A 24,316-nucleotide genomic window follows, 5' to 3' on the forward strand; every position below is an offset into this window, starting at 1 on the left:
AGAACCTGGTGCACAAGGAGGTTGCAGAAACCGACCTGAACGAGAGCATCAAGCAGGGCAAGATGGTGCTCAAGCCCGAAAAGAAGGATGACGACGAGGAAGAGGAAGACGAGGAGTAAGCCGGAATCGGCAGAAAGAACTGCAGTGCGTTCTTTCCTACTGTAATTACCGATCCGGTTTATACTATCTCCATGCTTCTGCATGTTTTCGCTGGATTCCAGGCTGAATCCAGCGAAAACAGCCTGCTGTCTGCTATGCTTCACGCTTAATCAGTTCAGCCTGAATTTCCTGATCGAGAATTCGATTTCTGTCGTTACGGTTTATTCTCAGGACGCTGCACTTATATTGCATGTGACAGTGTCCGGGATTTACCTCGATAGCCTAATCACTGAATGATCTTCTGGCTCGCCGTAGGGAGAGGCGGATTTCTTGTGGTGAATGGTTGTCACGAAACTGTAACATTTCCATCATACTATTTAGGCCCTCCCAATGGTCTCACTTCAAGGTGCAGTTCCCGGTGACAGCGCGCCGCTCCGATAATACTTCCGACCCCAGTGCACTTGGATATAACTATCGCCGTCATCTGAGTGAGCGTTTTATTGAAGCCTTGCTTTTTTTGACGGCATTCATTTCCGTCGCCATTACCCTTGCGATCGTCGCGATGCTGGTCACGGAATCCCTTTCATTTTTCGAGCATGTATCTCTCTGGGAGTTTCTTACTGACACGCAATGGACGCCTCTGTTCGATAATGCGCATTACGGTATACTTCCACTTGTTTCCGGCACCGTAGTAAGCTCTGCTGTAGCCTTGCTTGTTGCTATCCCAATGGGCACCATCACGGCCATCTATCTATCCGAGTTTGCGCCTTTCACCGTTCGTGAGGTGGCCAAGCCCTTTCTTGAACTGCTGGGTGGCGTGCCAACAGTTGTATACGGTTACTTTGCATTGCTGTTTGTTACGCCTCTATTGCAGAAAATTTTTCCGGAATTACCCGGTTTCAGCCTTCTTTCGGCAGGGCTGGTGATGGGTATCATGATCATTCCCTACGTAAGCTCCATGGCGGAAGATGCGATGCGCGCGGTACCCATGCATCTGCGGGAAGGCTCTTATGCAATGGGTGCGACCCGGTTCCAGACTGCTGTTCGCGTGGTAATGCCTGGAGCATTCTCCGGCATTGCCGCAGCTTATATTCTGGGTATTTCCCGGGCAGTGGGGGAAACGATGGTGGTTGCGATAGCAGCGGGAATGCAGCCAAATCTCACGTGGAATCCGATGGAACCTGCCGCTACCATCACCGCTTATATCGTTCAGGTAAGCCTGGGCGATCTGCCGCATGGCAGTATCGGATACCAGACTATCTTTGCAGCGGGATTGACCCTGCTGCTTATAACGCTGGTATTCAATATTATCGGGCATCTTCTGCGCAAGCGCTTCCGCGAAGTATATTGAAGCATGTTTCGAACCCTGTTTCCATGACCAGCTCGTTTCATTTCTAAAATTCCGTAGGTGGTTCCTGTTGAATCAAGCTCCCCGGTTTCCATTCCCTTTGCGAGAAGGTACTCATGAGTGACGCTCGAAATCTGAGGGAAATCCGCGCTATCATCGCCCGGCACAAGCTGGGGGATATGATCTTCCTTGTTACCGGTTTGCTTGTGCTGATGATTGCCGTACTTACGTTCATCGCCTTGTTCTCGCACATGCTCATTGACGGCCTTCCTCGCTTGTCCTGGGATTTCTTTACATCCTTCCCCTCGCGGCGTCCAGGATCGGCAGGCATACTCTCCGCCTGGGTGGGGACCACTCTTGTAATGATAGTGACAGCCGCAGCAGCGGTGCCTCTGGGGATTGGAGCAGGCATCTATCTGGAAGAATATGCCCCTAAAAATATTCTTACCGAGATCATCGAGATCAATGTGACCAACCTTGCCGGCGTGCCATCGATTATCTACGGGCTTCTGGCGCTGAGCCTGTTTGTTCACCAGCTTGGATTCGGCCAGAGCATTCTCTCCGCGGGACTTGCGCTGGCTTTGCTGATCCTCCCGATCGTCATCGTTGCGACCCGGGAAGCGATACGCGCCATCCCGGTTACCATACGTGAAGGCGCCTATGCGCTGGGTGCAACCAAATGGCAAACTGTTTCTGACCATCTTCTGCCTTATTCCGCAGCCGGGATTCTCACCGGCATCATAATCGGCCTTGCGCGTGCAATTGGAGAAACGGCTCCCATTATCACCATCGGTGCCTTGACCTTTATTGCTTTCCTACCGCCATCCTCCTTCAAGGAGGAGTTTCCTTATATTTCCTTCGAATGGCTGATGGCGCCATTTACTGTCATGCCTATCCAGATGTTCAACTGGGTATCGCGCCCGGAAGAAGCGTTTCAGGTGAACGCAGCCGCGGCTGGCCTGGTACTGGTGGTAATGACTCTCACCATGAATGCGCTCGCGATCTATCTCCGCTACCGGATGCGCAAGAATCTCAAATGGTAGAAGATTTTTCGTCCGAGCATCCGGGGGGAGATGTTTCGCCGTCCCAATACAAGTCCGAAGTCAGGAACCTGAGTTTCTACTACGGTTCATTTTCGGCGCTCAAGAACATCAACATGATGCTGCATGAAAAAAAGGTGACCGCCTTGATCGGTCCCTCGGGGTGCGGCAAATCGACCTTCCTGCGCTGCTTCAACCGCATGCATGATCTCTATCCGGGGAATCGCTACATGGGGGACATTATCCTTCACCCGGATAATGTCAATATTCTTTCCCGGAGCGTGGACCCTATTGAAGTACGCATGCGCATCAGCATGGTATTTCAGAAACCCAATCCTTTTCCGAAATCCATTTATGAGAATGTTGCCTATGGTTTACGGGTCCGGGGGGTCAGACGCCGCGCGATACTGGATGAAAAAGTGGAAGACGCACTCCGGGGTGCCGCCCTGTGGGATGAAGTGAAGGATCGCCTGCATCAGCTTGCTTACAATCTTTCGGGTGGACAGCAACAGCGGTTGTGCATCGCGCGTGCACTTGCAACCGACCCTGAGATTCTCCTGTTCGATGAACCCACTTCTGCCCTTGACCCCATTGCCACAGCCAGCATAGAAGAACTTATAGCCGATCTGAAAGACAAGGTAACGATCCTGATCGTCACACATAACATGCAGCAGGCTGCCCGTGTGTCGGATTACACCGCCTACATGTACCTGGGCGAAGTGATCGAGTTTGGGGTGACGGATACGATTTTCATCAAACCTAAAAACAAACAGACGGAAGATTACATTACCGGGCGCTTCGGATAAGGAGTGCTTCAGCCAACTTTTCCCTCTTTCCCTTTTTCAGCTGCCAGGAAATTGTTATTCATCAGCCGTAAGGCTTTGCTGGCTGGCAGGTAATAATACTTTACCTCGTCAGCGGTTCAAAGCTTCGACGCAGCCCCGATTGACCCCGTATCCATTCACAGGTAACATTCGCAGCTTTCAAGTTAAAAGGCGAGTCCTTCATGGCTATACGTTCCAGGCTGGTTGCGGGTAACTGGAAAATGCACGGCGGAACGCTGCAGAACCGGGATTTGCTGAATGCAGTTCTTGCTGCAACGGCAGACTTGAGCGGAGTCGAGTTGGCGGTATGTGTACCTTATCCTTACTTACCCCAAGCGCAATCGATTTTGGAAGGTACGCAGGTTTCCTGGGGTGCCCAGAATGTAAGCCAGCACGAAAAAGGCGCCTATACTGGTGAAATTTCAGCATCCATGCTGCTGGATTTTGGCTGTCGCTACGTGATTGTCGGCCACTCCGAGCGCAGAGCGCTGTATGGTGAGGATAGCCACACCGTAGCGCTCAAATTCAAGGCGGCTCAAGGCGCTGGCCTGATCCCTGTTTTATGTGTTGGTGAAACTCTCGAGCAGCGGGAGGCCGGGGTTACGGAGCAGGTTGTGGCAGAGCAACTGGAGGCGGTGGTGAAGTCGGCGGGGATAAATGCCTTGAATACGGCGGTGCTGGCTTATGAGCCGGTGTGGGCCATTGGTACCGGCAAGACCGCGAGCCCCGATCAGGCTCAGGAGGTGCATTCGTTTATTCGCGGCAGAATTGCTGCCGACGCAGCGGAAGTAGCTGAGGGACTGAAAATTCTTTATGGCGGCAGTGTCAAAGGGGCTAACGCCACTGAACTATTCGCCATGCCCGACATAGACGGCGGATTGATTGGCGGCGCTTCGCTCGTTGCCGAAGAATTTATCGCCATTGCCCGGGCCGCGAAAGATTAATTCTTATTGGAGCAACTTTGGAAACACTGATCTGGATACTACATGTCTTGTCCGCAGCGGGCGTAATCGTCCTGGTTCTGCTGCAGCACGGCAAAGGTGCGGATATGGGCGCGGCTTTTGGCAGCGGCTCATCAGGAAGTTTGTTCGGCGCCAGTGGTTCCGCGAACTTCCTCAGCCGGACGACGGGCGTGCTAGCTGCCGTATTTTTCATGACCAGCCTTGGCCTGACCTATCTTTCCACTAACAGGAACGAGAGTGGAGGAGTAATGGACAAAGCTGCGCCGATCCAATCTGTCAAACCTGCAGAGCCCGCTCCGGCAGCGCCTGCGGCAGAAGAGGGGCCTTCCAAGGCAACAGAAATACCTGAGTAAGTTAATGCTGAGTTAATTGAACAACCGGCTGGAACTGTGTTCTAACCAGATTACGTTCCGAATCGGCGTTCAAATTAAACGGCATTCAAATTAAGCTGCCGACGTGGTGGAATTGGTAGACACGCCGTCTTGAGGGGGCGGTGGCGAAAGCTGTGCGAGTTCGAGTCTCGCCGTCGGCACCATTTGCAGCGACAGGACTGAGCATCAGGCCAACGGAGATACCGATAAGGTATAAATGTTACCTGGAAACGAGTCTTATATTTGTTCGATAGCTAACACATCACATGCTCGAAAACTATTTTCCTATTCTGTTGTTTATCCTGCTTGGCCTTGTCATAGGGGCTCTGGCAATGGGATTTGGCTGGCTGTTCGGTCCCAATCGTCCAGATAGCGAGAAACTGTCTCCATATGAATGCGGGTTCGAGGCGTTCGAAGACGCCCGCATGAAATTCGACGTGCGCTACTATCTAGTAGCCATTCTGTTTATTCTGTTCGATCTGGAGATAGCGTTCCTGTTCCCATGGGCAGTGGTATTGAATGAAATCGGCCTGTTCGGTTTTATTGCCATGATGGTTTTTCTCGGCATCCTTGTCGTCGGCTTCATTTACGAGTGGACGAAGGGCGCTCTGGAGTGGGATTGAGGCCATGAGTACGAACGGAGTAATGGAAAAAGGCTTTGTCACTACAAGCCTCGACTCGGTCATCAACTGGGGGCGTACCGGCTCGATGTGGCCGATGACTTTTGGCCTGGCATGCTGCGCCGTCGAAATGATGCAGGCAGGCGCATCCCGTTACGATCTTGACCGCTTTGGAATTGTGTTTCGTCCCAGTCCGCGTCAGTCGGACGTCATGATTGTTGCCGGAACCCTTTGCAATAAAATGGCGCCTGCTCTCCGCAAGGTATATGACCAGATGGCAGAGCCGCGCTGGGTGATATCTATGGGCTCCTGTGCCAATGGTGGCGGTTATTATCATTACTCCTACTCGGTGGTGCGCGGATGTGACCGTATCGTCCCGGTCGATATTTATGTCCCTGGTTGCCCGCCTACCGCGGAAGCCCTGCTGTACGGCATTATCCAGCTCCAGAACAAGATCCACCGCACCAATACCATCGCTCGTTAGGCTCATCTATGTCGTCCACTCGTCTGGAAACGCTCGCGCTTTGCCTTCAGAATGTGTTGGCGGATAAACTTGCCAACATTGATCAGCAACTGGACCAGCTCATCATTACGGTGCTTCCAGCTAACCTGTTGCCGGTGATGAGAGCCTTGCGAGACCATCCCGAACTGGGTTTCGAGATGCTCATCGACCTGTGTGGAGTGGATTACTCCATCTATGGGGTAGAGCCTACTTCGGAGCAAGGACGCGAGGGCAAACGCTTCGCTGTCGTTTATCACCTGCTTTCGATCCGGCATAACCGCAGAGTGCGTGTAAAGGCATTCCCCGAGGATGACCAATTTCCGGTTGTGGATTCGGTAATAGATATATGGCCCTCTGCCAACTGGTTTGAACGCGAAGCATTCGATCTTTTTGGCATCGTGTTCACCGGTCACCCCGACCTGCGCCGTATCCTCACAGATTACGGATTTATCGGCAATCCATTCCGTAAGGATTTTCCGCTCAGTGGCAACGTGGAGATGCGCTACGATCCCGACCAACAGCGGGTCATCTATCAGCCGGTCACCATAGAACCGCGCCAGATCACGCCCCGTGTTATCCGGGAAGAGCATTATGGGGACTCTGAATGAGATTTTTGTGGTCTGTTAACGATGGCTGAGATACGTAACTACACGATGAACTTCGGCCCGCAGCATCCGGCCGCCCACGGTGTCTTGCGACTGGTGCTGGAGCTCGACGGAGAAGTCATACAACGCGCCGATCCGCACATCGGGCTGCTGCACCGTGCAACGGAAAAGCTTGCCGAATACAAGACATATATCCAGTCGGTCCCTTATATGGACAGATTGGACTATGTCTCCATGATGTCCAACGAGCACGCGTATGTAATGGCGATCGAGAAGCTGCTTCAGCTCGAAGTGCCAATACGCGCGCAGTATATCCGGGTGATGTTCGACGAAATCACGCGGATACTCAATCATCTTCTGTGGCTGGGAGCACATGCCCTGGACGTGGGCGCGATGACGGTATTCCTTTACGCATTCCGTGACCGGGAAGACCTGATGGATGCTTATGAAGCGGTTTCAGGCGCAAGGATGCACGCAGCCTACTACCGGCCGGGCGGCGTTTACCGGGATTTACCGGATTCGATACCGCAATACAAGGCGTCGAAAATTCACGACGAAAAAACAATCAAGGCGCGCAACGAGAACCGCCAAGGTTCGCTGCTCGATTTCCTCGAAGATTTCACCAACCGGTTTCCAACGTACGTCGATGAGTACGAGACCCTGCTTACCGACAATCGTATCTGGAAACAGCGGCTGGTAGGCATCGGAACGGTTTCTCCCGAACGGGCAATGGCTCTGGGATTCACAGGTCCCATGCTGCGCGGGTCCGGGGTCGAGTGGGATCTGCGGAAGAAGCAGCCCTATGAGGTCTACGATCAACTCGACTTCGATATACCTGTCGGCGTCAATGGAGATTGCTACGACCGGTATCTGGTCCGGATCGAAGAATTCCGGCAATCCAATCGCCTCATCAGGCAATGCATCGATTGGTTGCGCAAGAATCCGGGTCCGGTCATAACGGATAACCACAAGGTCGCGCCGCCTTCTCGTGTGAACATGAAGCAGAACATGGAGGAACTGATCCATCATTTCAAGCTTTTCACTGAAGGATTTCACGTGCCGCCCGGTGAAACCTACGCGGCAGTCGAGCACCCGAAAGGGGAATTCGGCATTTACCTGATATCGGATGGCGCCAACATGCCTTACCGCATGAAAATCCGCGCTCCGGGCTTTGCCCATCTGGCAGCGCTGGACGAAATGTCGCGCGGCCATATGATTGCCGACGTGGTTGCCATCATTGGTACCCAGGACATTGTGTTTGGTGAAATAGACAGATGACACACTGAAGGTGAAACGGCTATCAACATGCTAAGCGCAGAGTCTCTGAAAAAAATCGACTACGAGTTGACCAAATATCCCGCAGACCAGAAGCAATCCGCGGTAATGTCGGCGCTCGCCATCGCCCAGGATGAGAAAGGGTGGCTGACCACCGAAACGATGGATTTTGTGGCGGAGTACCTGGACATGCCGTCGATCGCCGTATACGAAGTGGCTACTTTCTACAATATGTACAATTTGCAGCCAATCGGAAAATACAAGATCACGGTCTGCACGAATCTTCCATGTGCGCTGTCCGGTGCGAACGAGGCAGTCGCCCATTTCCGGGAAAGGTTGGGAATAGGCTTCAACGAGACCACTACGGATGGAAAGTTTACCTTGAAAGAAGGGGAATGTATGGGTGCGTGTGGAGATGCGCCGGTTCTCCTGGTCAATAACAAACGCATGTGCAGCTTCATGTCCAATGACAAGATTGACCAGTTGCTGGAGGATTTGAGCAAATGAGCCAGCCTGCGCAGATACTGCTGGCCGGGTTGAGCCCATCGGATCCCGATGATTGGCGGCTGAAGAATTACGAACAGCGTGAAGGGTATGTTGCGCTCAGAAAAATCCTGAGCGAGAAAATTCCCCCGGAAAAGATTATCGAGGAGGTAAAGAAATCTGCCTTGCGAGGTCGTGGGGGCGCCGGTTTTCCGACCGGGCTGAAATGGAGCTTCATGCCCAAGCAGTACGAAGGCGACAAATATCTGGTATGCAATTCGGATGAAGGCGAACCTGGTACCTTCAAGGATCGCGACATCATGCGTCACAATCCGCATATGCTGATCGAGGGCATGCTGATCGGAGCCTATGCGATGGGTATCAGGGCCGGTTACAACTACGTGCACGGCGAAATCTGGGACGTCTACGAGCGCATGGAAGAGGCAGTGGATGAAGCCCGTGCGGCGGGCTATCTGGGGGATAACATCCTCGGTTCCGATTTCAGCTTCCAGTTATACAACCATCATGGCTACGGCGCCTATATCTGCGGCGAGGAAACAGCGCTGCTTGAGTCGCTGGAAGGCAAAAAAGGTCAACCGCGCTTCAAGCCGCCTTTTCCTGCAAGTTTCGGTCTCTATGGTAAACCGACTACCATCAACAACACGGAGACATTTGCGGCGGTACCGTGGATTATCCGCCACGGCGGTGACAAGTTTCTGCAACTGGGTAAGCCAAACAACGGTGGAACCAAGATTTTTTCTGTTTCCGGTCACGTGAACAAGCCTGGTAATTATGAAGTGCCGCTGGGTACGCCGTTCGCAACCCTGTTGGAGATGGCTGGCGGCATGCGCGGCGGGCGCAAGCTGAAAGGGTGCATTCCAGGTGGTTCATCCATGCCGGTATTGCCGGGCGATGTCATGATGCAGACTGATATGGACTATGACTCGATTGCCAAGGCGGGATCATTTCTCGGTTCAGGCGCGGTCATTATCATGGACGATACGACCTGCATGGTCAGGGCACTGGAGCGCTTATCCTATTTTTACTATGAAGAATCCTGCGGCCAGTGTACGCCCTGCCGTGAAGGCACGGGATGGCTTTACCGTATCGTCCATCGGATCGAAACAGGAAAAGGTCGTCTGGAAGACCTGGATCTGCTCAATAATCTCGCCGACAACATTCAGGGACGCACGATCTGCGCATTGGGTGACGCGGCTGCCATGCCCGTGCGTGCCATGATTCAGCATTTTCGTGATGAATTTGCGTACCACGTCGAACACAAGAAATGTCTGGTGTAACACGTGAAGTCATGAGTCTTTTCTTGTTTGCGGCTGCTTGTTGCCCCGGAGCACATACGTAATGATCAATTTCGAAATCGACGGTAAACCGGTGTCCGTGCCCAAGAATGGCACGGTAATGGATGGCGCCAATCAGCTCGGCATATACATTCCTCATTTCTGCTATCACAAGAAACTCTCCATTGCGGCCAACTGTCGCATGTGCCTCGTGCAGGTGGAGAAAGCGCCCAAGCCGCTGCCTGCGTGTGCCACGCCTGCGATGGAGGGCATGAAAGTTTTCACCCACTCCGGGCAGGCAGTAACAGCCCAGAAAGGTGTGATGGAATTTCTGCTCATCAATCATCCGCTGGACTGTCCGATTTGCGATCAGGGTGGGGAGTGCCAGTTGCAGGATCTGGCCGTGGGCTACGGAGCGAGTTCGTCGCGCTATACCGAAGCCAAGCGTGTGGTGGCCAACAAGAATCTCGGGCCGCTGATTTCTACCGACATGACCCGTTGTATCCATTGCACGCGTTGCGTGCGCTTCGGGCAGGAAATCGCGGGGATCATGGAATTGGGCATGGCGGGACGTGGCGAGCACGCGGAGATCCTGGCGTTTGTCGGTAAAACCGTGGATTCGGAGTTATCCGGCAACGTGATCGATCTGTGCCCGGTAGGCGCCCTTGTCAGCAAGCCCTTTCGCTATTCCGCGCGCACCTGGGAGCTGTCACGCCGGAAATCCATAAGCCCGCATTGCGGTCTTGGCTCCAATCTCATCGTCCAGATAAAGCAGAATCGCGTGATGCGCGTGCTGCCCCGCGAGAACGAGGAAATCAACGAGTGCTGGCTATCGGACAAAGACCGTTTTTCCTACGAGGGGTTAAACTCCGAGGAGCGTCTTACCAGGCCGATGATAAAGCAGGGAGGCGTGTGGCAGGAATGCGACTGGCAAACTGCGCTGGAGTTTGTGGCCAATGGCCTCAAAGATGTGAAAGAAAAGTATGGAGCGGAAAGCATCGGGGCGCTGGGTTCTGCTCACAGCACGCTTGAAGAACTTTACCTGTTGCAGAAACTTGCAAGGGGATTAGGCAGTGCAAGTGTGGATCATCGCGTGCGCCAGAGCGATTTCCGTGCGGACTCGCAGATACAGGGCGCTCCCTGGCTGGGAATGCCCATTGCCGAAATTTCGCAGTTGAAGTCACTGCTCGTCATAGGCAGCACCTTGCGCAAGGACCATCCTCTCCTTGCGCACCGTATCCGCCATGCCGTGAAGCACGGCGCGCAATTGAATGTGATCAACCCGATCGACGATGATCTGCTGACCAAGGTAAGAAATCGTGCTATTGTTGCGCCCGACAAAATGGTATCCATGCTGGCAGAGGTGTTGAAAGCTGTTGCCGAGTTGAAGGGTGTGGAGATTCCCGATGACGCCAAGAACGCCTTGAGCACTGTCAGTGCGAGCGACACTGCCCGTGCGATGGCGATCAGTCTCAGCGACAACAAACCCGCTGCAATTTTCATCGGAAATCTCGCGCAACACCACCCCCGCTACACGGATATCTGCAAGCTTGCCCAGCATATCGCACAAATTTCCGACATCCGCTTCGGGGTGCTGGGAGAGGCTGCCAACAGCGTCGGAGCTTATATTGCCGGTGCGGTTCCCTTTGATAACCGCTTTGGTAACCGTAACGCGGATACTGCCGGAGGCAGGCATGGAGGGCAGGGCGCCAATGCGTCACAAATGCTCGGCATGGACGACCCGGCGAGCGGGACCGGATGCAAGGCATACATTCTGTTGAACCTGGAGCCGGAGCTGGATAGCTACAACTCCCAGTGTGCCGTCAAAGCACTGGCGGCGGCCGATCTGGTTGTAATGATGAGCGCATACAAGAGCCACGCCGCCATTCAGGATAATTATGCGGATGTATTGCTGCCGATTGCACCCTTCACAGAAACCTCGGGTACTTTCATCAGCACGGAAGGGCGGGTGCAAAGCTTCAACGGTGTGGTTGCGCCGCTCGGGGAAACGCGTCCCGCATGGAAGGTATTGCGGGTGCTGGGTAATATTCTGCAACTTGATGGCTTCGATTATGAAACGTCGGAGCAGGTGCGGGCGGACGTTCTTCCGGCCGGAAACGACGTCAGCGCATGGTTGAATAATAGTCTGGGAAGTCTTGCTGTGAGTCCCATTGAAGCCAGTAAGGAAAATAAGGGAAGCGAAGGGTTGCAACGTATTGGTGAGGTTCCGATTTACCAGGCCGACCTCATCGTGCGCCGTGCGGGGTCGTTGCAGCGCACGCGCGATGCGGCTGCGCCTTTAGCATGGATGGCGGGCAGCCTCATGGCGCAATTGGACCTGCGGACCGACGAAGTCATACGGCTGAAGCAGGGAGAAGGTGAGGTGCGGATGCCTGTCGCGCAGGACGACAGCTTGCCAGCCAACTGCATAAGGGTTGCCTCCGCTCACCCTTCGACTGCTGCGCTGGGTGGAATGTTTGATCAGATCACGGTGGAAAAATCGTGACGAACGGTACTCGGATTATCTGATGGAATACGCGCAACAACTGTTCGGGGATTTTTTTGGTCCTGAGTGGGGACCTGCTCTTTTCCTGCTGGTGAAGAATGTCCTTCTGATTGTGGCCATCGTGCTGCCACTGATGCTGGCGGTCGCCTATCTCACATTCGCCGAACGCAAAATCATTGGCTATATGCAACTGCGCGTGGGTCCCAATCGGGTAACCTTCTTTGGCATCCCCTGGCTGGGGGGGTGGGCGCAACCCATTGCCGACGCGGTAAAGGCGGTGATGAAAGAAATCATCATCCCGAGTGGAGCGAACAAAATCCTGTTCGTGCTTGCGCCCATACTGACGTTCGCCCCGGCGCTGGCGGCCTGGGCAGTCGTTCCCTTTTCTCCGGATGTGGTCCTGGCGGACATCAACGCCGGCCTGCTTTATATTCTGGCCATGACCTCGATGGGGATCTATGGCATCATCATTGCGGGATGGGCTTCCAACTCCAAATATGCATTCCTGGGAGCAATGCGTTCGGCGGCTCAAGTAGTTTCTTACGAGCTGGCCATGGGTTTTGCGCTCGTGTGCGTGCTCATGATGTCACAGAGCCTGAACCTGGGTGACATCGTCAAGGGCCAGCAAGGCGCCAGCATGCTGAACTGGTATCTGATACCGCTGTTTCCCATGTTTCTGGTTTATTTCATTTCCGGCGTCGCGGAAACCAATCGTGCTCCATTCGATGTCGCCGAGGGTGAATCCGAAATCGTGGCGGGCTTTCATGTCGAGTATTCAGGCATGGCGTTCACGGTGTTTTTCCTGGCGGAATATTCCAACATGATCCTGGTGGCCACGCTTGCAAGCATCATATTCCTGGGTGGATGGCTGCCTCCTGTCAACGTTGCGCCGTTTACCCTGGTTCCCGGCTTCATCTGGCTGGTCCTGAAAGCATCATTTCTATTGTTCTGTTTTCTCTGGTTCCGCGCTACGTTTCCACGTTATCGCTACGACCAGATCATGCGTCTTGGCTGGAAGGTGTTCATTCCGATCACGCTCGTCTGGATAGTGGTGCTCGGCCTGGTGATGCAGCTTCCGGCGTCGATTCGGAGCGCATTCCCGCTTAACTTGTGGTTTCACTGACACGGGAGGAAGCCATGAACCGAATCAAGGATTTTTTCCGTACTTTCCTGCTGTTCGAGCTCATCAAAGGAATGATGCTGACGGGGCGAAACATGTTCGCGCGGAAGATCACGGTGTATTTTCCCGAAGAAAAGACGCCGCAATCTCCTCGCTTCAGAGGTTTGCATGCCTTGCGCAGATACCCTAACGGAGAAGAGCGCTGCATAGCCTGCAAGCTGTGCGAAGCGGTATGCCCGGCATTGGCGATTACCATCGAATCCGAGCAGCGCGAGGATGGAACGCGGCGTACCACGCGATATGACATCGATCTGACGAAGTGCATATTTTGCGGTTTCTGTGAGGAATCCTGTCCGGTGGACTCGATTGTGGAGACGCGCATCCTGGAATACCACGGGGAGAAGCGTGGGGACCTCATCTATACTAAGCAGATGCTGCTGGCGGTGGGGGACCGGTATGAGGAACAGATAGCAAAGGATCGGGCAGCCGATGCAGGTTACCGATGAATCGCGCCTGGCTCGCCAATATTGCCCGTGGATATTTTCATCAGGTCGAGGCATATACTGCCTTCGTTACGGGAGCGCTGGATTGTCGCACTCGTCACGCTTATCCGCAGAAACAAGCGGGAGACATTTTCATGAGCTCATTTTTATCTTACCTGGACCCTTCCAGACTCCCGGATTTCTAGAAGTACCTATATGAGTTTTGCAGATATAATCTTCTACTTTTTTTCCGCGGTACTGGTGGCCTCGGCCCTGGGGGTTATCACCGCGCGCAATCCGGTGCACTCGGCATTGTTGCTGGTGCTGGCCTTTTTTGCCTCCGCCGGATTATGGCTGCTGCTGGAAGCGGAATTTCTTGCCATTACCCTGGTGCTGGTCTACGTAGGAGCGGTGATGGTGCTGTTTCTGTTCGTCGTGATGATGCTCGACATCAATCTTGCGCGGCTTAGGGAAGGCTTCTGGAAGTGGTTTCCGTTCGGATTATTGCTCGGCTTGCTGATGTCGATCGAGATGGCCATGGTCCTGACAGGCAAGCAGTTCGGTGCCGACGAGCTCCCCGTCCCGGCGGCGCGGGCGGCCGACTACAGCAACACCAAGGAACTGGGGCGCCTGATCTACACCGAATACGTTTATGCCTTTGAACTCGCTGCGGTGATTCTGCTAGTCGCGATTGTGGCTGCAATCGCGCTGACCTTGCGTCAGCGCAGTGGGAGCAAATCCATGGATGTCGCCAAACAGGTAGCGGTGAAGCGTGAAGACCGCATCCGCATCGTGTCGATGGCATCCGAGAAGAAAGAATAAAAGTAATATATTGCGGCGTTTTTACGCCGCCATGAAAGGGGGTGTAGTGGTTTCGTTATCCCATTATCTTGTTATCGGTGCGATTCTGTTTGCCATCAGTATTGTCGGGATCTTCCTCAACAGAAAGAACGTGATCATCCTGTTGATGGCCATTGAGCTGATGCTATTGGCGGTAAACATGAATTTTGTTGCTTTTTCGCATTATCTCCAGGACGCATCCGGTCAAGTGTTCGTGTTTTTCATCCTTACCGTTGCTGCAGCGGAGTCTGCCATCGGACTTGCGATACTGGTTGTGCTGTTTCGCAGCCTGCGCACCATTGATGTCGATGACCTGGACAGGCTTAAAGGCTGAGGCTAATCGCCAGGTTCAATAGTTCGGAGTCGGTATCGCTGGTTCAAAAACAAAAACCTGAATTTCATGACTGAGATGCAAAATCTATACCTGTTGGTGCCTCTGGCGCCGCTGGCGGGGGCCCTCATAGCCGGCCTGCTTGGACGTGTGATTGGTCCTGCAGCAAGCCATCGCGTCACCATTGCCCTTATGTTCGTCTGCGTGGCAGCGTCGATTGCCGTGTTCCTCGATGTGCTGAAAGGGAACGTATACAACGGCACGGTTTATACCTGGCTGACATCGGGTGACGTGCGTTTCGAAGTAGGATTTCTGATCGATCAGCTTTCCGCGACCATGATGGTTGTGGTGAGTTTCGTATCGCTGATGGTGCATATCTATACCATCGGTTATATGCATGACGACCCTGGCTATCAGCGCTTTTTCAGCTATATCTCGCTTTTTACCTTCTCCATGCTGATGCTGGTGATGTCCAACAATTTCCTCCAATTGTTCTTCGGATGGGAAGCGGTAGGACTGGTCTCATATCTCTTGATTGGCTTCTGGTATACGCGCCCGACGGCCATTTACGCGAATCTGAAGGCGTTCCTGGTCAATCGTGTCGGTGACTTCGGTTTTCTCCTGGGCATCGGTCTGGTATTGGTGTATTTCGGAACGCTGGATTATGCTGCCGTGTTTGCCCAGGCGCCCAACGTCGCGGCTGAGACGATCGAAATCACTTCCGGTTCACCCTGGTCAATACTGACCGTCATCTGCATCCTGCTTTTCGTCGGCGCCATGGGTAAATCGGCTCAGTTTCCGCTCCATGTATGGCTGCCGGATTCGATGGAAGGTCCCACGCCCATTTCGGCGCTGATTCATGCTGCAACCATGGTCACCGCCGGTATTTTCATGGTGGCACGTATGTCACCCCTGTTCGAACTGACCGAGACCGCACTCTCCGTGGTGCTGGTGATAGGTGGCATCACAACCTTGTTCATGGCGCTGGTGGCGATCGTCCAGTACGACATCAAGCGCGTCGTGGCATACTCGACCCTGTCGCAACTCGGCTACATGACGGTGGCGCTCGGGGCGTCCGCTTATCCGGCCGCGATTTTTCACCTCATGACGCATGCCTTTTTCAAGGCAGTGCTGTTCCTTGGGGCAGGTTCCGTGATTATTGCAATGCATCATGAACAGGATATGCGCAAGATGGGCGGACTCAGGAAATACATGCCCATTACCTACTGGACAATGTTTGTTGCCGCACTCGCCAGTGCCGGTGTCCCGGGCCTCTCGGGCTTCTTCTCAAAGGAGTCGATCATAGAAGCGGTGCACTTTGCCGATATCCCCGGTGCCGGCTTTGCCTATTTCTGTGCCGTGGCTACTGTCTTCGTAACCGCATTTTATACCTTTCGCCTGCTGTTCATGACGTTCCACGGTCAGCCGCGCATGGACCATCACACTGAAGAGCATTTGCATGAATCTTCCTGGGTGGTGACCCTGCCTCTCGTTGCCCTCGCCATACCGACCATTGCCGCAGGCTGGCTGATAGGCCCGATGCTGTTTGGCGATTACTTTGCCAATACGATACAGATCGCGCCTCAACACGAAGCAATGGTGAAATTGGCAGCGGAGTTTCACGGCATACCGGAGATGATGAGGCATGCGCTTTCCACCATCCCCTTCTGGTTATCCGTTGCAGGTATCTTTGCCGCCTGGTATCTCTATATTGCAAAACCCGATCTGCCCGGGAAAATCAAGGGGGCGGCAGGACCGTTTGCAACGCTGCTCGAGCGCAAATACTTCATAGACGAACTCTATTCCTGGCTGTTTGCGGGCGGTGCGCGCCTGCTTGGCCGGGGATTATGGAAGTTCGGGGATGTCAAGGTAATTGACGGGTTCTTTGTGAATGGCACGGCGGGGTTAGTAGCCGGAGCCTCCACATTGATGCGCCGCTTCCAGACCGGCTACATCTATCACTACGCGTTCACCATGATCGTTGGCGTGTTTATACTGATGAGTTTGTGGTTGTTCTGGTAATGGGACAACGAAAAATACAATAAAAATGTTAGTTGTGGGACCATCCCGCATCCGCTGCACGCTAATGAAAAAAATGGAATAGACATGTTGTTTGGTTTCCCCCTGTTAAGTCTGGTTATCTGGCTGCCTATCCTCGCCGGTGTTGCTGTACTCGCTACCGGTGGAGATCGTAATGCCCCACTGGCGCGCATGATCGCACTCGTCGGATCGGTTGCGGGTTTTCTGGTGGCGATTCCGCTTTATACCAGCTTCGATCCGTTGACGAGCACCATGCAGTTCGTCGAAAACCATATGTGGATCGAACGCTTCAACGTCCACTATCACCTCGGGGTGGATGGAATCGCCATGCCCCTGATACTGCTGAATGCTTTTACCACCCCCCTGGTAGTGATTGCGGGATGGGAAGTGATTACCAGGCGCGTATCGCAATACATGGGCGCCTTTCTCATCATGTCCGGCATCGTCAACGGTGTTTTTTCGTCGCTGGATGCAATCCTCTTCTATGTTTTCTGGGAAGCTTCGCTTATTCCGATGTTTCTCATCATTGGCGTGTGGGGCGGACCCAACCGGGTTTATGCGGCAATCAAGTTTTTCCTTTATACGCTGCTCGGTTCACTACTGATGCTGGTGGCATTCATCTATCTTTACCAGGTTTCCGAGGGCAGCTTCTCGATACTTGAATATCATAAACTGCCTTTGTCGATGGCATCGCAGATCCTGATATTCATCGCCTTCCTGCTGGCTTTCGCAGTCAAGGTTCCCATGTGGCCCGTCCATACGTGGCTGCCCGACGCGCACGTAGAAGCGCCAACTGGAGGTTCGGTGGTGCTTGCCGCCATCCTGCTGAAAATGGGAGGCTACGGGTTCCTGCGGTTTTCGCTGCCGATCCTGCCGGATGCAAGCCACCAGCTCGCGGGCATGATGATCGCATTGTCGCTGATCGCAGTCGTCTATATCGGTCTGGTTGCCCTGGTGCAGGCCGACATGAAAAAGCTGATCGCCTACTCCTCCGTGGCGCATATGGGTTTCGTCACGCTCGGCTTTTTCCTGTTCAACAGTTATGGCCTTGAAGGCGCCATGGTCCAGATGGTTTCGCATGGCTTTATCTCAGCTGCAATGTTCCTTTGCATTGGCGTCATGTATGACAGGCTGCATTCACGCCAGATCGTGGACTATGGGGGAGTGGCGCACCGCATGCCTGCCTTCGCCGCTTTTTTCATGCTGTTTGCCATGGCCAACTCCGGCTTGCCCGGCACGAGCGGTTTCGTCGGCGAATTCATGGTCATCATGGCTTCAATGAAAGTGAATTTCTGGTACGCGTTTCTGGCCGCTACGACCCTCATCACAGGCGCCGCTTATACCCTCTGGATGTATAAGCGCGTGATATTCGGCTCCGTTGTGCACCCGGCAGTGGAGGAAATGAAAGATATCGGCGCGCGCGAGATTCTTGTATTGGCCGTACTCGCGGCGGCGGTATTGGGGATGGGAGTGTATCCGCTCCCCTTGACGGAAGTCATGCATACCACCGTTGATGATTTACTTGCGCATGTTGCTCGCAGCAAATTGCAGTGAGCGAAGCGCGCCCCGACTCGGCTAAGGATGATAAATGAATTTTATGCTGCCTGATTTCGCGCCAGCCTATCCGGAAATATTCCTTCTGGTGATGGTGTGCGGAGTATTAATGGCTGATCTTGCATGGGGCGGCAAGAAGCCCGGCACTGCCTATCTTTTAGCCCAACTGACGCTGTTCGGCTGCATGCTGATCACCTTCGGTACTTCAGGACCCGATGTTGTCCATACATTTTCCGGCATGTTTGTCGATGACACGCTAGCTGACATTCTCAAGATGCTGGTTTATGTCACCGTATCCGTAGTGCTGGTTTATTCCCGCACATATATTTCGGATCGGGGAATACTGAGCGGAGAATTCTTCAGCCTCGCGCTGTTCGCGACCCTCGGAATGATGGTCATGATTTCCGCCAGTCACTTCATGACACTCTACCTGGGGCTGGAACTCCTTTCCTTGTCCCTCTATGCGATGGTTGCGTTGAGGCGCGACTCGGCAGGGGCCACCGAGGCGGCAATAAAGTTTTTTGTCCTGGGTGCTTTGGCGTCCGGCTTTCTGCTGTATGGGATGTCAATGATTTATGGGGCCACTGGCTCGCTCCATATTGCTAGTGTGAGAGAAGTTATCGAAGGTGGAGTAATCAGCCAGGGTGTGCTGGTTGTCGGTCTGGTTTTCATTGTGGCTGGCATCAGTTTCAAGCTGAGCGCAGCACCTTTCCATATGTGGGCGCCCGATGTTTATGAAGGGTCGTCTTCAGCAGTGGTGTTGTTTATCGGTTCGGCGCCGAAACTCGCGGCATTCGGTTTTGTCATGCGCCTGCTGGTGGAAGGTCTGGGTGCAATGTCGGGCGACTGGCAGGGCATGCTGATCATACTTGCAATCACGTCAATGGTGATCGGCAATATTGCCGCTATCGCCCAGAGCAACATCAAGCGCATGCTGGCCTATTCCACCATCTCGCACATGGGATTCATGTTGCTTGGCATTATCGGCGCGAATGAAAACGGCTACAGTGCCGCAATGTTTTACATCGTGGTCTACGTGCTCATGACAATGGGTACATTCGGCATTATCATGCTTCTCTCACGCGCAGGCTTTGAAGCGGATAAACTGGATGATTACAAAGGGCTCAACCGGCGCAACCCGTGGTATGCCTTTATCATGCTGCTGCTGATGTTCTCCATGGCCGGCATCCCGCCCACCGTGGGCATTTATGCCAAGCTGTCAGTGCTTCAGGCCGTGCTGAACGCAGGGTATACCTGGCTCGCCGTGCTGGCTGTGCTCCTTTCGCTGATCGGGGTATTCTATTACCTGCGTATCGTCAAGCTCATGTATTTCGACGAACCTGAAACCGATGTGGTCATCGTGCCGAAAGGCGACGTCAAGATATTGCTGAGCGCCAACGGAATCGCAATACTCGCATTCGGCATCTTCCCCCAATCACTTATCGCCCTCTGCTCCTACGCAATACAACACTCTACTTAACTGCGTTTCTGCATCGCCGCCGAGCCGTTTTTATGCCTGCATGAGGGATAGGCTGCGCTTGCAGATGATTCCGTATTTGGACGCGTGAAGAGGCTTCCATTTATCGCATATAGAACCCTGGCTGCTCTCTCTTCCTTCTAGAAGAGGTGCGGCAATGGGCAAATCCAATGGAATGTTAACCGATAAATAGCAACAGATAGACAAAAGTGCCTGTGACAAGCAGAAATGGCAGGGAATAGACATGAAATATCAGCCACGCTTTTCTGTCCCGGGCGAGCCGTAGGGCTATTAAATTGGCGAGAGAGCCCAATACAAAGCCAAATCCCCCAACATTCACCGCATAGGCAATCAGTTTCCAGTTGCTTGAATAATCGGCCAACAAAATTGCAGCGGGCACATTGCTCATGATCTGTGCAAGCGCAATACCCGCAAAGTAAAGCCGTTCGTGCTCATCCAGCCTCAATTCTGTAAAAAATGAATGAATAGTGTGGTTATCAGTGATAAGGCGCATGTTCACGAACATGAGGGCAAGTACGAGAATGAGTCCCCAATCCACATTCACGAGAATGTTGCGATGCCGGATAAAGAAGACCATGAGTATCAGCAAAACTGCCAGTTCCGCCTGATGTAGATCAATAAGAATCAGAAATGGTAGATAGAGAATCAAGGATGAATGGAATAGCTTGTTGTTCGCTATTGGCATATCAACCTCTTCCCTGACCTGAATGCGATTGCTGTCGAACATGAATGCGATCAACACCAGGAGACTGGTGATCAGGATGAGCGCTAGAGGCAGCATCGCTTGTACGTATTCATGAAAGGATACGCCAGATACTTTCCACAAAAACAGGTTTTGTGGGTTTCCGATCGGTGTAAGAGCTGAACCTGCATTTACAGCCAATGCCTCCACGATGATAAGTCGCGTCACAGGAATCACGCCGACACCATGCAGGCCTGTGGTCAACGGCACCATTATGAACAGGGCGACATCGTTGGTCAGCACCATAGAAAGTAACGCTGCTGCCAGAACGAGCAATGTTGCAAGGGACCGGCTGGTGCGCATGATTTCTATCAGTCGTTTGCCAAGGCGGTGCAGATAGCCGGAGAGTTCAATACCTTTGGCAAGTACGAGCAATCCCGCTACGCCACCGATGGTGGGCCAATCTACGAGGCGAGGGTATGAAAAGAGTCGTGCAGGTTCCGCTATGGTCAGGGCGATGAGGAGTCCGGCAAGAAACCACAGCAGATAATCCTTTCTCCAGGTTTGAATGGATAATTGAACCATTCGCACATCTTACCTGAGGAAACGCTGAACAAATCGCAGGCTTCCAAATTTACAGCAATGCTGTTGATTTGACGCAATGTTGGCTTGGCAGTCTCATTCTTCCGCAGTAATTCACCGCCAGATTTGCTGTTTTTTTCTGCTTCATCCTCCAGGATTTTTGCAAGCAGTAATCGCCTTTCAAGCCTGCCACTGCAATTCTATTGAGATGTAAACGATTAGAGGAATCTGGAGCAGCTCCGGTAAGCCTAGCTTCAAGCTCAAGCTGATATACCGCATGATCTCCAAAGGCAAATATGGCGCTTAGCGTTCGAGACCCTGTAGTCCAGATATCCGTCGGGGAGGTAACCGCTCAATGTTCCAGGTACGCGATATCATTTTTCAATCTCAAGATCTTATAATATCGCCATCCACATAGAACCATTGCCCGCCCTCACGCACAAAGCGGCTGATTTCATGCAACCGGTGCGCGCGGCCATCTACCTTGTAACGTGCCACGAATTCCACCATGGCATGATCGGGCGCTGACTGTTCATGAAGTTTCACTTCCAGTCTCAGCCATTTTCCATGCTGTTTACTTTCCAATCCAAGTGATGCTGGGCGCGTGTCTTGACTCCAGGTTGCCAGCAGGTATTCTTCACGACCGAGGGCGTATGCAGTATAGCGCGAACGCATCAATGCTTCCGCTGTGGGAGCCGTTTCGCCGTCATCCAGGTAGCGGCCGCAGCAGTCAGCATACTTTCTGCTGCTATTCGTAGAAGGACGAGCCTGCCGAGTTCCCCCTGGTCTCGCTGTTATCTCCGTGTAACCGCACGGACAGGATGTCGTTTTTGCATCCATATAAACTTGTCATAAAGACTTAAAATGGAAACTTCAATTTTCCACGATCACGATCGGGTGCGTGTGGAACAATAAACTTGGGAACAACGATCATGCCTGTAAATCCTGTCATAGCGGCGGCTCATCCATAAGGGCGATCTGCTCCCGCAATTCGAGAACGCGATCCTGCCAGTAGCGTTGGGTGTTGAACCAGGGAAACGCCCGCTTGAAGGCCGGATCGTCCCACCGCTGCGCAAGCCATGCCGCGTAGTGGATCAGGCGCAGAGTGCGTAACGCCTCGACCAGATGCAATTCCCTTTCGTCGAAATCGAAGAAGCTCTCATACCCGGCCAGCACGCTGTCCAACTGCTTCCTCATGTCGGCCCGGTCGCCGGATAACAGCATCCACAAGTCCTGTACTGCGGGTCCCATGCGGCTGTCGTCAAAATCGACGAAATGCGGGCCATCGTCAGTCCACAAAACATTGCCTGCATGACAGTCGCCGTGCAGGCGTAACGCGCGCACTTCCCCTGCACGTGCAAAACAGTGCCGCGCACCCTCCAACGCCTGATTCACGGCACTGCGATAAGCAGCCTCAAGATCAGGTGGAACGAATCCATGCCCCAGCAGATAGTCGCGCGGTTGTTCGCCGAAGCTGGCGATATTCAATTCAGGGCGTTCATGAAAGCGGCTGAGCGCACCGACAGCATGAATGCGCGCAAGGAAACGGCCCATCCATTCCAGCGTGTGGGGATCTTCCAGTTCCGGGGCGCGGCCGCCGTGCTTTGGAAAAACAGCGAAACGAAATCCCTCAGAATAATGCAGCGATGTTCCTTGCAGCACCAACGGGGGTACGACAGGAATTTCGTGCTCGGCCAGTTCGTGCACGAACGCGTGTTCCTCGAGAATGGCCCCGTTTGTCCAGCGTCCCGGGCGGTAGAATTTTGCTACGACTGGTGCATCATTTTCGAGACCGATTTGGTAGACGCGGTTCTCGTAGCTGTTGAGTGCCAGCAGCCGCCCGTCGCTGCGGAAACCGAGGCTTTCCAGAGCGTCCAGCACGCGTTCAGGGGAAAGCGTGGAAAAATCAATTGAAGTCAGATTATCCACTGTTCCTCCACCCGTCACTCAAATGAAGGCTGCTCCTGAATTGCTGGTTGCGCTCGTTTTGCATTGCTCAGTCTGCTCAAGGTTTCTTATAACTGATCCGATAAATTACCCCGGCAAAATCATCCGACACAAGCAGTGCCCCGTCCGGCATCACCAGCACATCCACAGGCCTTCCCCAATTTTTTTCATTTTCCAGCCAGCCTTCGGCAAACACTTCCTGTTTTACCACCTTGTTGTTCTTTATCTTTGCGAGCTCGATGCGGTAGCCGATTTTATTGCGCCGGTTCCATGAGCCATGTTCAGCTATAAAAATGCTATTGCGATATTGGGGAGGAAACATGGTCCCTGTATAGAAGCGCATCCCCAAGGCGCCCGCGTGCGGAGGAAGTTTCGCTGCGGGTGAAACGAGCTTGCGGCAATCCCGCTTTGCACCGTACTTCGGGTCAAGGATATCGTCGGAATGACAATAGGGGTAGCCGAAATGCAATCCTTTTTTTGGCGCACGGTTGAGCTCATCTGGTGGCAGATTATCGCCCATCCAGTCCCGGCCATTATCGGTAAACCACAATTCCTTTGTTTCGGGATGCCAGTCGAATCCAACGGAATTTCGTACTCCGTATGCGAAGACCTCATAGTTTGAACCATCCGGATTGATGCGGGAAATCAGCGAAAACTTCTCCGGCTCGGTTTCACAGACATTGCACGGCGCTCCAACCGCAACATATAGAAGACCATCGGGGCCAAAACCTATATATCTGCCCCCGTGGTGTTTCTCGTTGGGAAATCGTTCGGTGACAACGTACGGTTTTCCGGGTTGATCGAGTTTTTCCTCAATATCGTCAAAACGCAGGATGCGGTCGACCGATGAAGCATATAACGCGCCATCGCGAAAGGCGACCCCTATGGGAAGATTAAGCCCTCTGGCGATGGTTTTTACCTCGCGGGTGTCCCCCTTATCTGTAATCGCGTAGATATTGCCTTCATCCGCTGAGCCTGCGAACACCGTACCTTTTTTTCCCAGCGTCAGCCCACGCGCGTTCGGCACTTCGGCCCACACTTCGATCGAAAATCCGGCTGGTAATTTGATCTTGTCCAGGGGCAGCTTGCCGGTTTTGTTGTCCGCCACGGCAGGTAAGCCGCAACAGAGCAAGCAGGCGGCCATGAAACGTATGAGAATTTTAGTGATGTGCATGGTGAGACTCCGGTTTAACGATATTCAGAAATCAAATCGGGTGTGCGGCAAATGAAGGAGTAGGGCAGAGAGATAGCGTGGAAAATAATCGATATGAAGCTTTTCAGCTTGAAAATCCCGAATTTGCCCTCATTTA

General features: G+C 53.2%; 24 protein-coding genes and 1 tRNA gene. 21 read left to right on the top strand and 4 right to left on the bottom strand.

The window, feature by feature from the left end; translation table 11 throughout:
* Positions 1 to 517 precede the first annotated feature (517 nt).
* The 21 genes from pstC (at position 518) to nuoN (ending at position 19,777) form a co-directional block, all read left to right on the top strand.
* The gene (pstC, locus tag AC52W5_RS08350; RefSeq protein ID WP_495670672.1) at positions 518 to 1,450 is read left to right on the top strand and encodes a phosphate ABC transporter permease subunit PstC; all 933 of its coding nucleotides are present in this window, start codon (positions 518 to 520) and stop codon (positions 1,448 to 1,450) included.
* A 113-nt stretch (positions 1,451 to 1,563) separates the two neighbouring features.
* Entirely contained in the window at positions 1,564 to 2,490 is a 927-nt protein-coding gene (gene pstA / locus AC52W5_RS08355) for a phosphate ABC transporter permease PstA (RefSeq protein ID WP_495670673.1), read from the top strand.
* A complete protein-coding gene (pstB, locus tag AC52W5_RS08360) occupies positions 2,484 to 3,293 on the top strand; it encodes a phosphate ABC transporter ATP-binding protein PstB (protein WP_074974393.1) in 810 nt (269 codons plus the stop codon). The genes pstA and pstB overlap by 7 nt, the downstream gene beginning before the upstream one ends.
* A 206-nt stretch (positions 3,294 to 3,499) precedes the next feature.
* Positions 3,500 to 4,255, top strand: coding sequence for a triose-phosphate isomerase (gene tpiA / locus AC52W5_RS08365; RefSeq protein WP_074974420.1), 756 nt, complete (start codon positions 3,500 to 3,502; stop codon positions 4,253 to 4,255).
* Positions 4,256 to 4,272: 17 nt separating this feature from the next.
* The gene (secG, locus tag AC52W5_RS08370) at positions 4,273 to 4,626 is read left to right on the top strand and encodes a preprotein translocase subunit SecG (protein WP_074974392.1); all 354 of its coding nucleotides are present in this window, start codon (positions 4,273 to 4,275) and stop codon (positions 4,624 to 4,626) included.
* 97 nt (positions 4,627 to 4,723) lie between these two features.
* Positions 4,724 to 4,808, top strand: a tRNA-Leu gene (locus tag AC52W5_RS08375).
* Between the two features lie 102 nt (positions 4,809 to 4,910).
* Positions 4,911 to 5,267 (top strand): NADH-quinone oxidoreductase subunit A, encoded by a 357-nt coding sequence (locus tag AC52W5_RS08380; protein ID WP_074974391.1) that lies wholly within the window; start codon positions 4,911 to 4,913, stop codon positions 5,265 to 5,267.
* Positions 5,268 to 5,271: 4 nt separating this feature from the next.
* A complete protein-coding gene (locus AC52W5_RS08385) occupies positions 5,272 to 5,748 on the top strand; it encodes a NuoB/complex I 20 kDa subunit family protein (protein ID WP_011380436.1) in 477 nt (158 codons plus the stop codon).
* An 8-nt stretch (positions 5,749 to 5,756) separates the two neighbouring features.
* A complete protein-coding gene (locus AC52W5_RS08390; RefSeq protein WP_074974390.1) occupies positions 5,757 to 6,374 on the top strand; it encodes an NADH-quinone oxidoreductase subunit C in 618 nt (205 codons plus the stop codon).
* A 21-nt stretch (positions 6,375 to 6,395) separates the two neighbouring features.
* Entirely contained in the window at positions 6,396 to 7,649 is a 1,254-nt protein-coding gene (locus AC52W5_RS08395; protein WP_074974389.1) for an NADH-quinone oxidoreductase subunit D, read from the top strand.
* Between the two features lie 27 nt (positions 7,650 to 7,676).
* Positions 7,677 to 8,153 (top strand): NADH-quinone oxidoreductase subunit NuoE, encoded by a 477-nt coding sequence (gene nuoE, locus AC52W5_RS08400; protein ID WP_074974388.1) that lies wholly within the window; start codon positions 7,677 to 7,679, stop codon positions 8,151 to 8,153.
* Positions 8,150 to 9,427: an NADH-quinone oxidoreductase subunit NuoF gene (nuoF, locus tag AC52W5_RS08405; RefSeq protein ID WP_107761408.1), complete on the top strand. Its 1,278-nt coding sequence runs from the start codon at positions 8,150 to 8,152 to the stop codon at positions 9,425 to 9,427. Before nuoE ends, nuoF begins: the two co-directional genes overlap by 4 nt.
* A 61-nt stretch (positions 9,428 to 9,488) precedes the next feature.
* Positions 9,489 to 11,930 carry an NADH-quinone oxidoreductase subunit NuoG gene (nuoG, locus tag AC52W5_RS08410; protein ID WP_495670674.1) on the top strand — a complete coding sequence of 814 codons (2,442 nt, stop codon included), beginning with the start codon at positions 9,489 to 9,491 and terminating at the stop codon, positions 11,928 to 11,930.
* Positions 11,931 to 11,952: 22 nt separating this feature from the next.
* Positions 11,953 to 13,053, top strand: a complete 1,101-nt coding sequence (nuoH, locus tag AC52W5_RS08415; RefSeq protein WP_495670675.1) for an NADH-quinone oxidoreductase subunit NuoH — start codon at positions 11,953 to 11,955, stop codon at positions 13,051 to 13,053.
* Positions 13,054 to 13,067: 14 nt separating this feature from the next.
* The gene (gene nuoI, locus AC52W5_RS08420) at positions 13,068 to 13,556 is read left to right on the top strand and encodes an NADH-quinone oxidoreductase subunit NuoI (protein ID WP_011380443.1); all 489 of its coding nucleotides are present in this window, start codon (positions 13,068 to 13,070) and stop codon (positions 13,554 to 13,556) included.
* Positions 13,553 to 13,738: a hypothetical protein gene (locus AC52W5_RS08425; protein WP_495670676.1), complete on the top strand. Its 186-nt coding sequence runs from the start codon at positions 13,553 to 13,555 to the stop codon at positions 13,736 to 13,738. The genes nuoI and AC52W5_RS08425 overlap by 4 nt, the downstream gene beginning before the upstream one ends.
* Before the next feature lie 10 nt (positions 13,739 to 13,748).
* On the top strand, positions 13,749 to 14,354 hold the full coding sequence (locus AC52W5_RS08430; RefSeq protein WP_074974382.1) for an NADH-quinone oxidoreductase subunit J: 606 nt from the start codon (positions 13,749 to 13,751) through the stop codon (positions 14,352 to 14,354).
* A gap of 46 nt (positions 14,355 to 14,400) precedes the next feature.
* Positions 14,401 to 14,706, top strand: a complete 306-nt coding sequence (nuoK, locus tag AC52W5_RS08435; RefSeq protein WP_177171084.1) for an NADH-quinone oxidoreductase subunit NuoK — start codon at positions 14,401 to 14,403, stop codon at positions 14,704 to 14,706.
* A gap of 66 nt (positions 14,707 to 14,772) precedes the next feature.
* Positions 14,773 to 16,725 carry an NADH-quinone oxidoreductase subunit L gene (nuoL, locus tag AC52W5_RS08440; protein WP_495670677.1) on the top strand — a complete coding sequence of 651 codons (1,953 nt, stop codon included), beginning with the start codon at positions 14,773 to 14,775 and terminating at the stop codon, positions 16,723 to 16,725.
* Between the two features lie 84 nt (positions 16,726 to 16,809).
* Entirely contained in the window at positions 16,810 to 18,297 is a 1,488-nt protein-coding gene (locus AC52W5_RS08445) for an NADH-quinone oxidoreductase subunit M (protein ID WP_107761414.1), read from the top strand.
* Between the two features lie 34 nt (positions 18,298 to 18,331).
* Positions 18,332 to 19,777: an NADH-quinone oxidoreductase subunit NuoN gene (nuoN, locus tag AC52W5_RS08450; RefSeq protein ID WP_495670678.1), complete on the top strand. Its 1,446-nt coding sequence runs from the start codon at positions 18,332 to 18,334 to the stop codon at positions 19,775 to 19,777.
* Positions 19,778 to 19,952: 175 nt separating this feature from the next.
* Here nuoN and AC52W5_RS08455 read toward each other — a convergent pair whose 3' ends face one another.
* The 4 genes from AC52W5_RS08455 to AC52W5_RS08470 all read right to left on the bottom strand — a co-directional run bounded on the left by AC52W5_RS08455 (position 19,953) and on the right by AC52W5_RS08470 (position 24,180).
* The gene (locus AC52W5_RS08455) at positions 19,953 to 21,062 is read right to left on the bottom strand and encodes an SLC13 family permease (protein ID WP_495670679.1); all 1,110 of its coding nucleotides are present in this window, start codon (positions 21,060 to 21,062) and stop codon (positions 19,953 to 19,955) included.
* A 384-nt stretch (positions 21,063 to 21,446) separates the two neighbouring features.
* A complete protein-coding gene (locus AC52W5_RS08460) occupies positions 21,447 to 21,899 on the bottom strand; it encodes a YchJ family protein (protein WP_495670680.1) in 453 nt (150 codons plus the stop codon).
* Between the two features lie 108 nt (positions 21,900 to 22,007).
* Positions 22,008 to 22,988, bottom strand: coding sequence for a serine/threonine protein kinase (locus AC52W5_RS08465; protein ID WP_495670681.1), 981 nt, complete (start codon positions 22,986 to 22,988; stop codon positions 22,008 to 22,010).
* Between the two features lie 76 nt (positions 22,989 to 23,064).
* Entirely contained in the window at positions 23,065 to 24,180 is a 1,116-nt protein-coding gene (locus AC52W5_RS08470) for a PQQ-dependent sugar dehydrogenase (protein ID WP_495670682.1), read from the bottom strand.
* Positions 24,181 to 24,316: the final 136 nt, after the last annotated feature.

This window comes from Nitrosospira sp. CT (assembly GCF_059489795.1).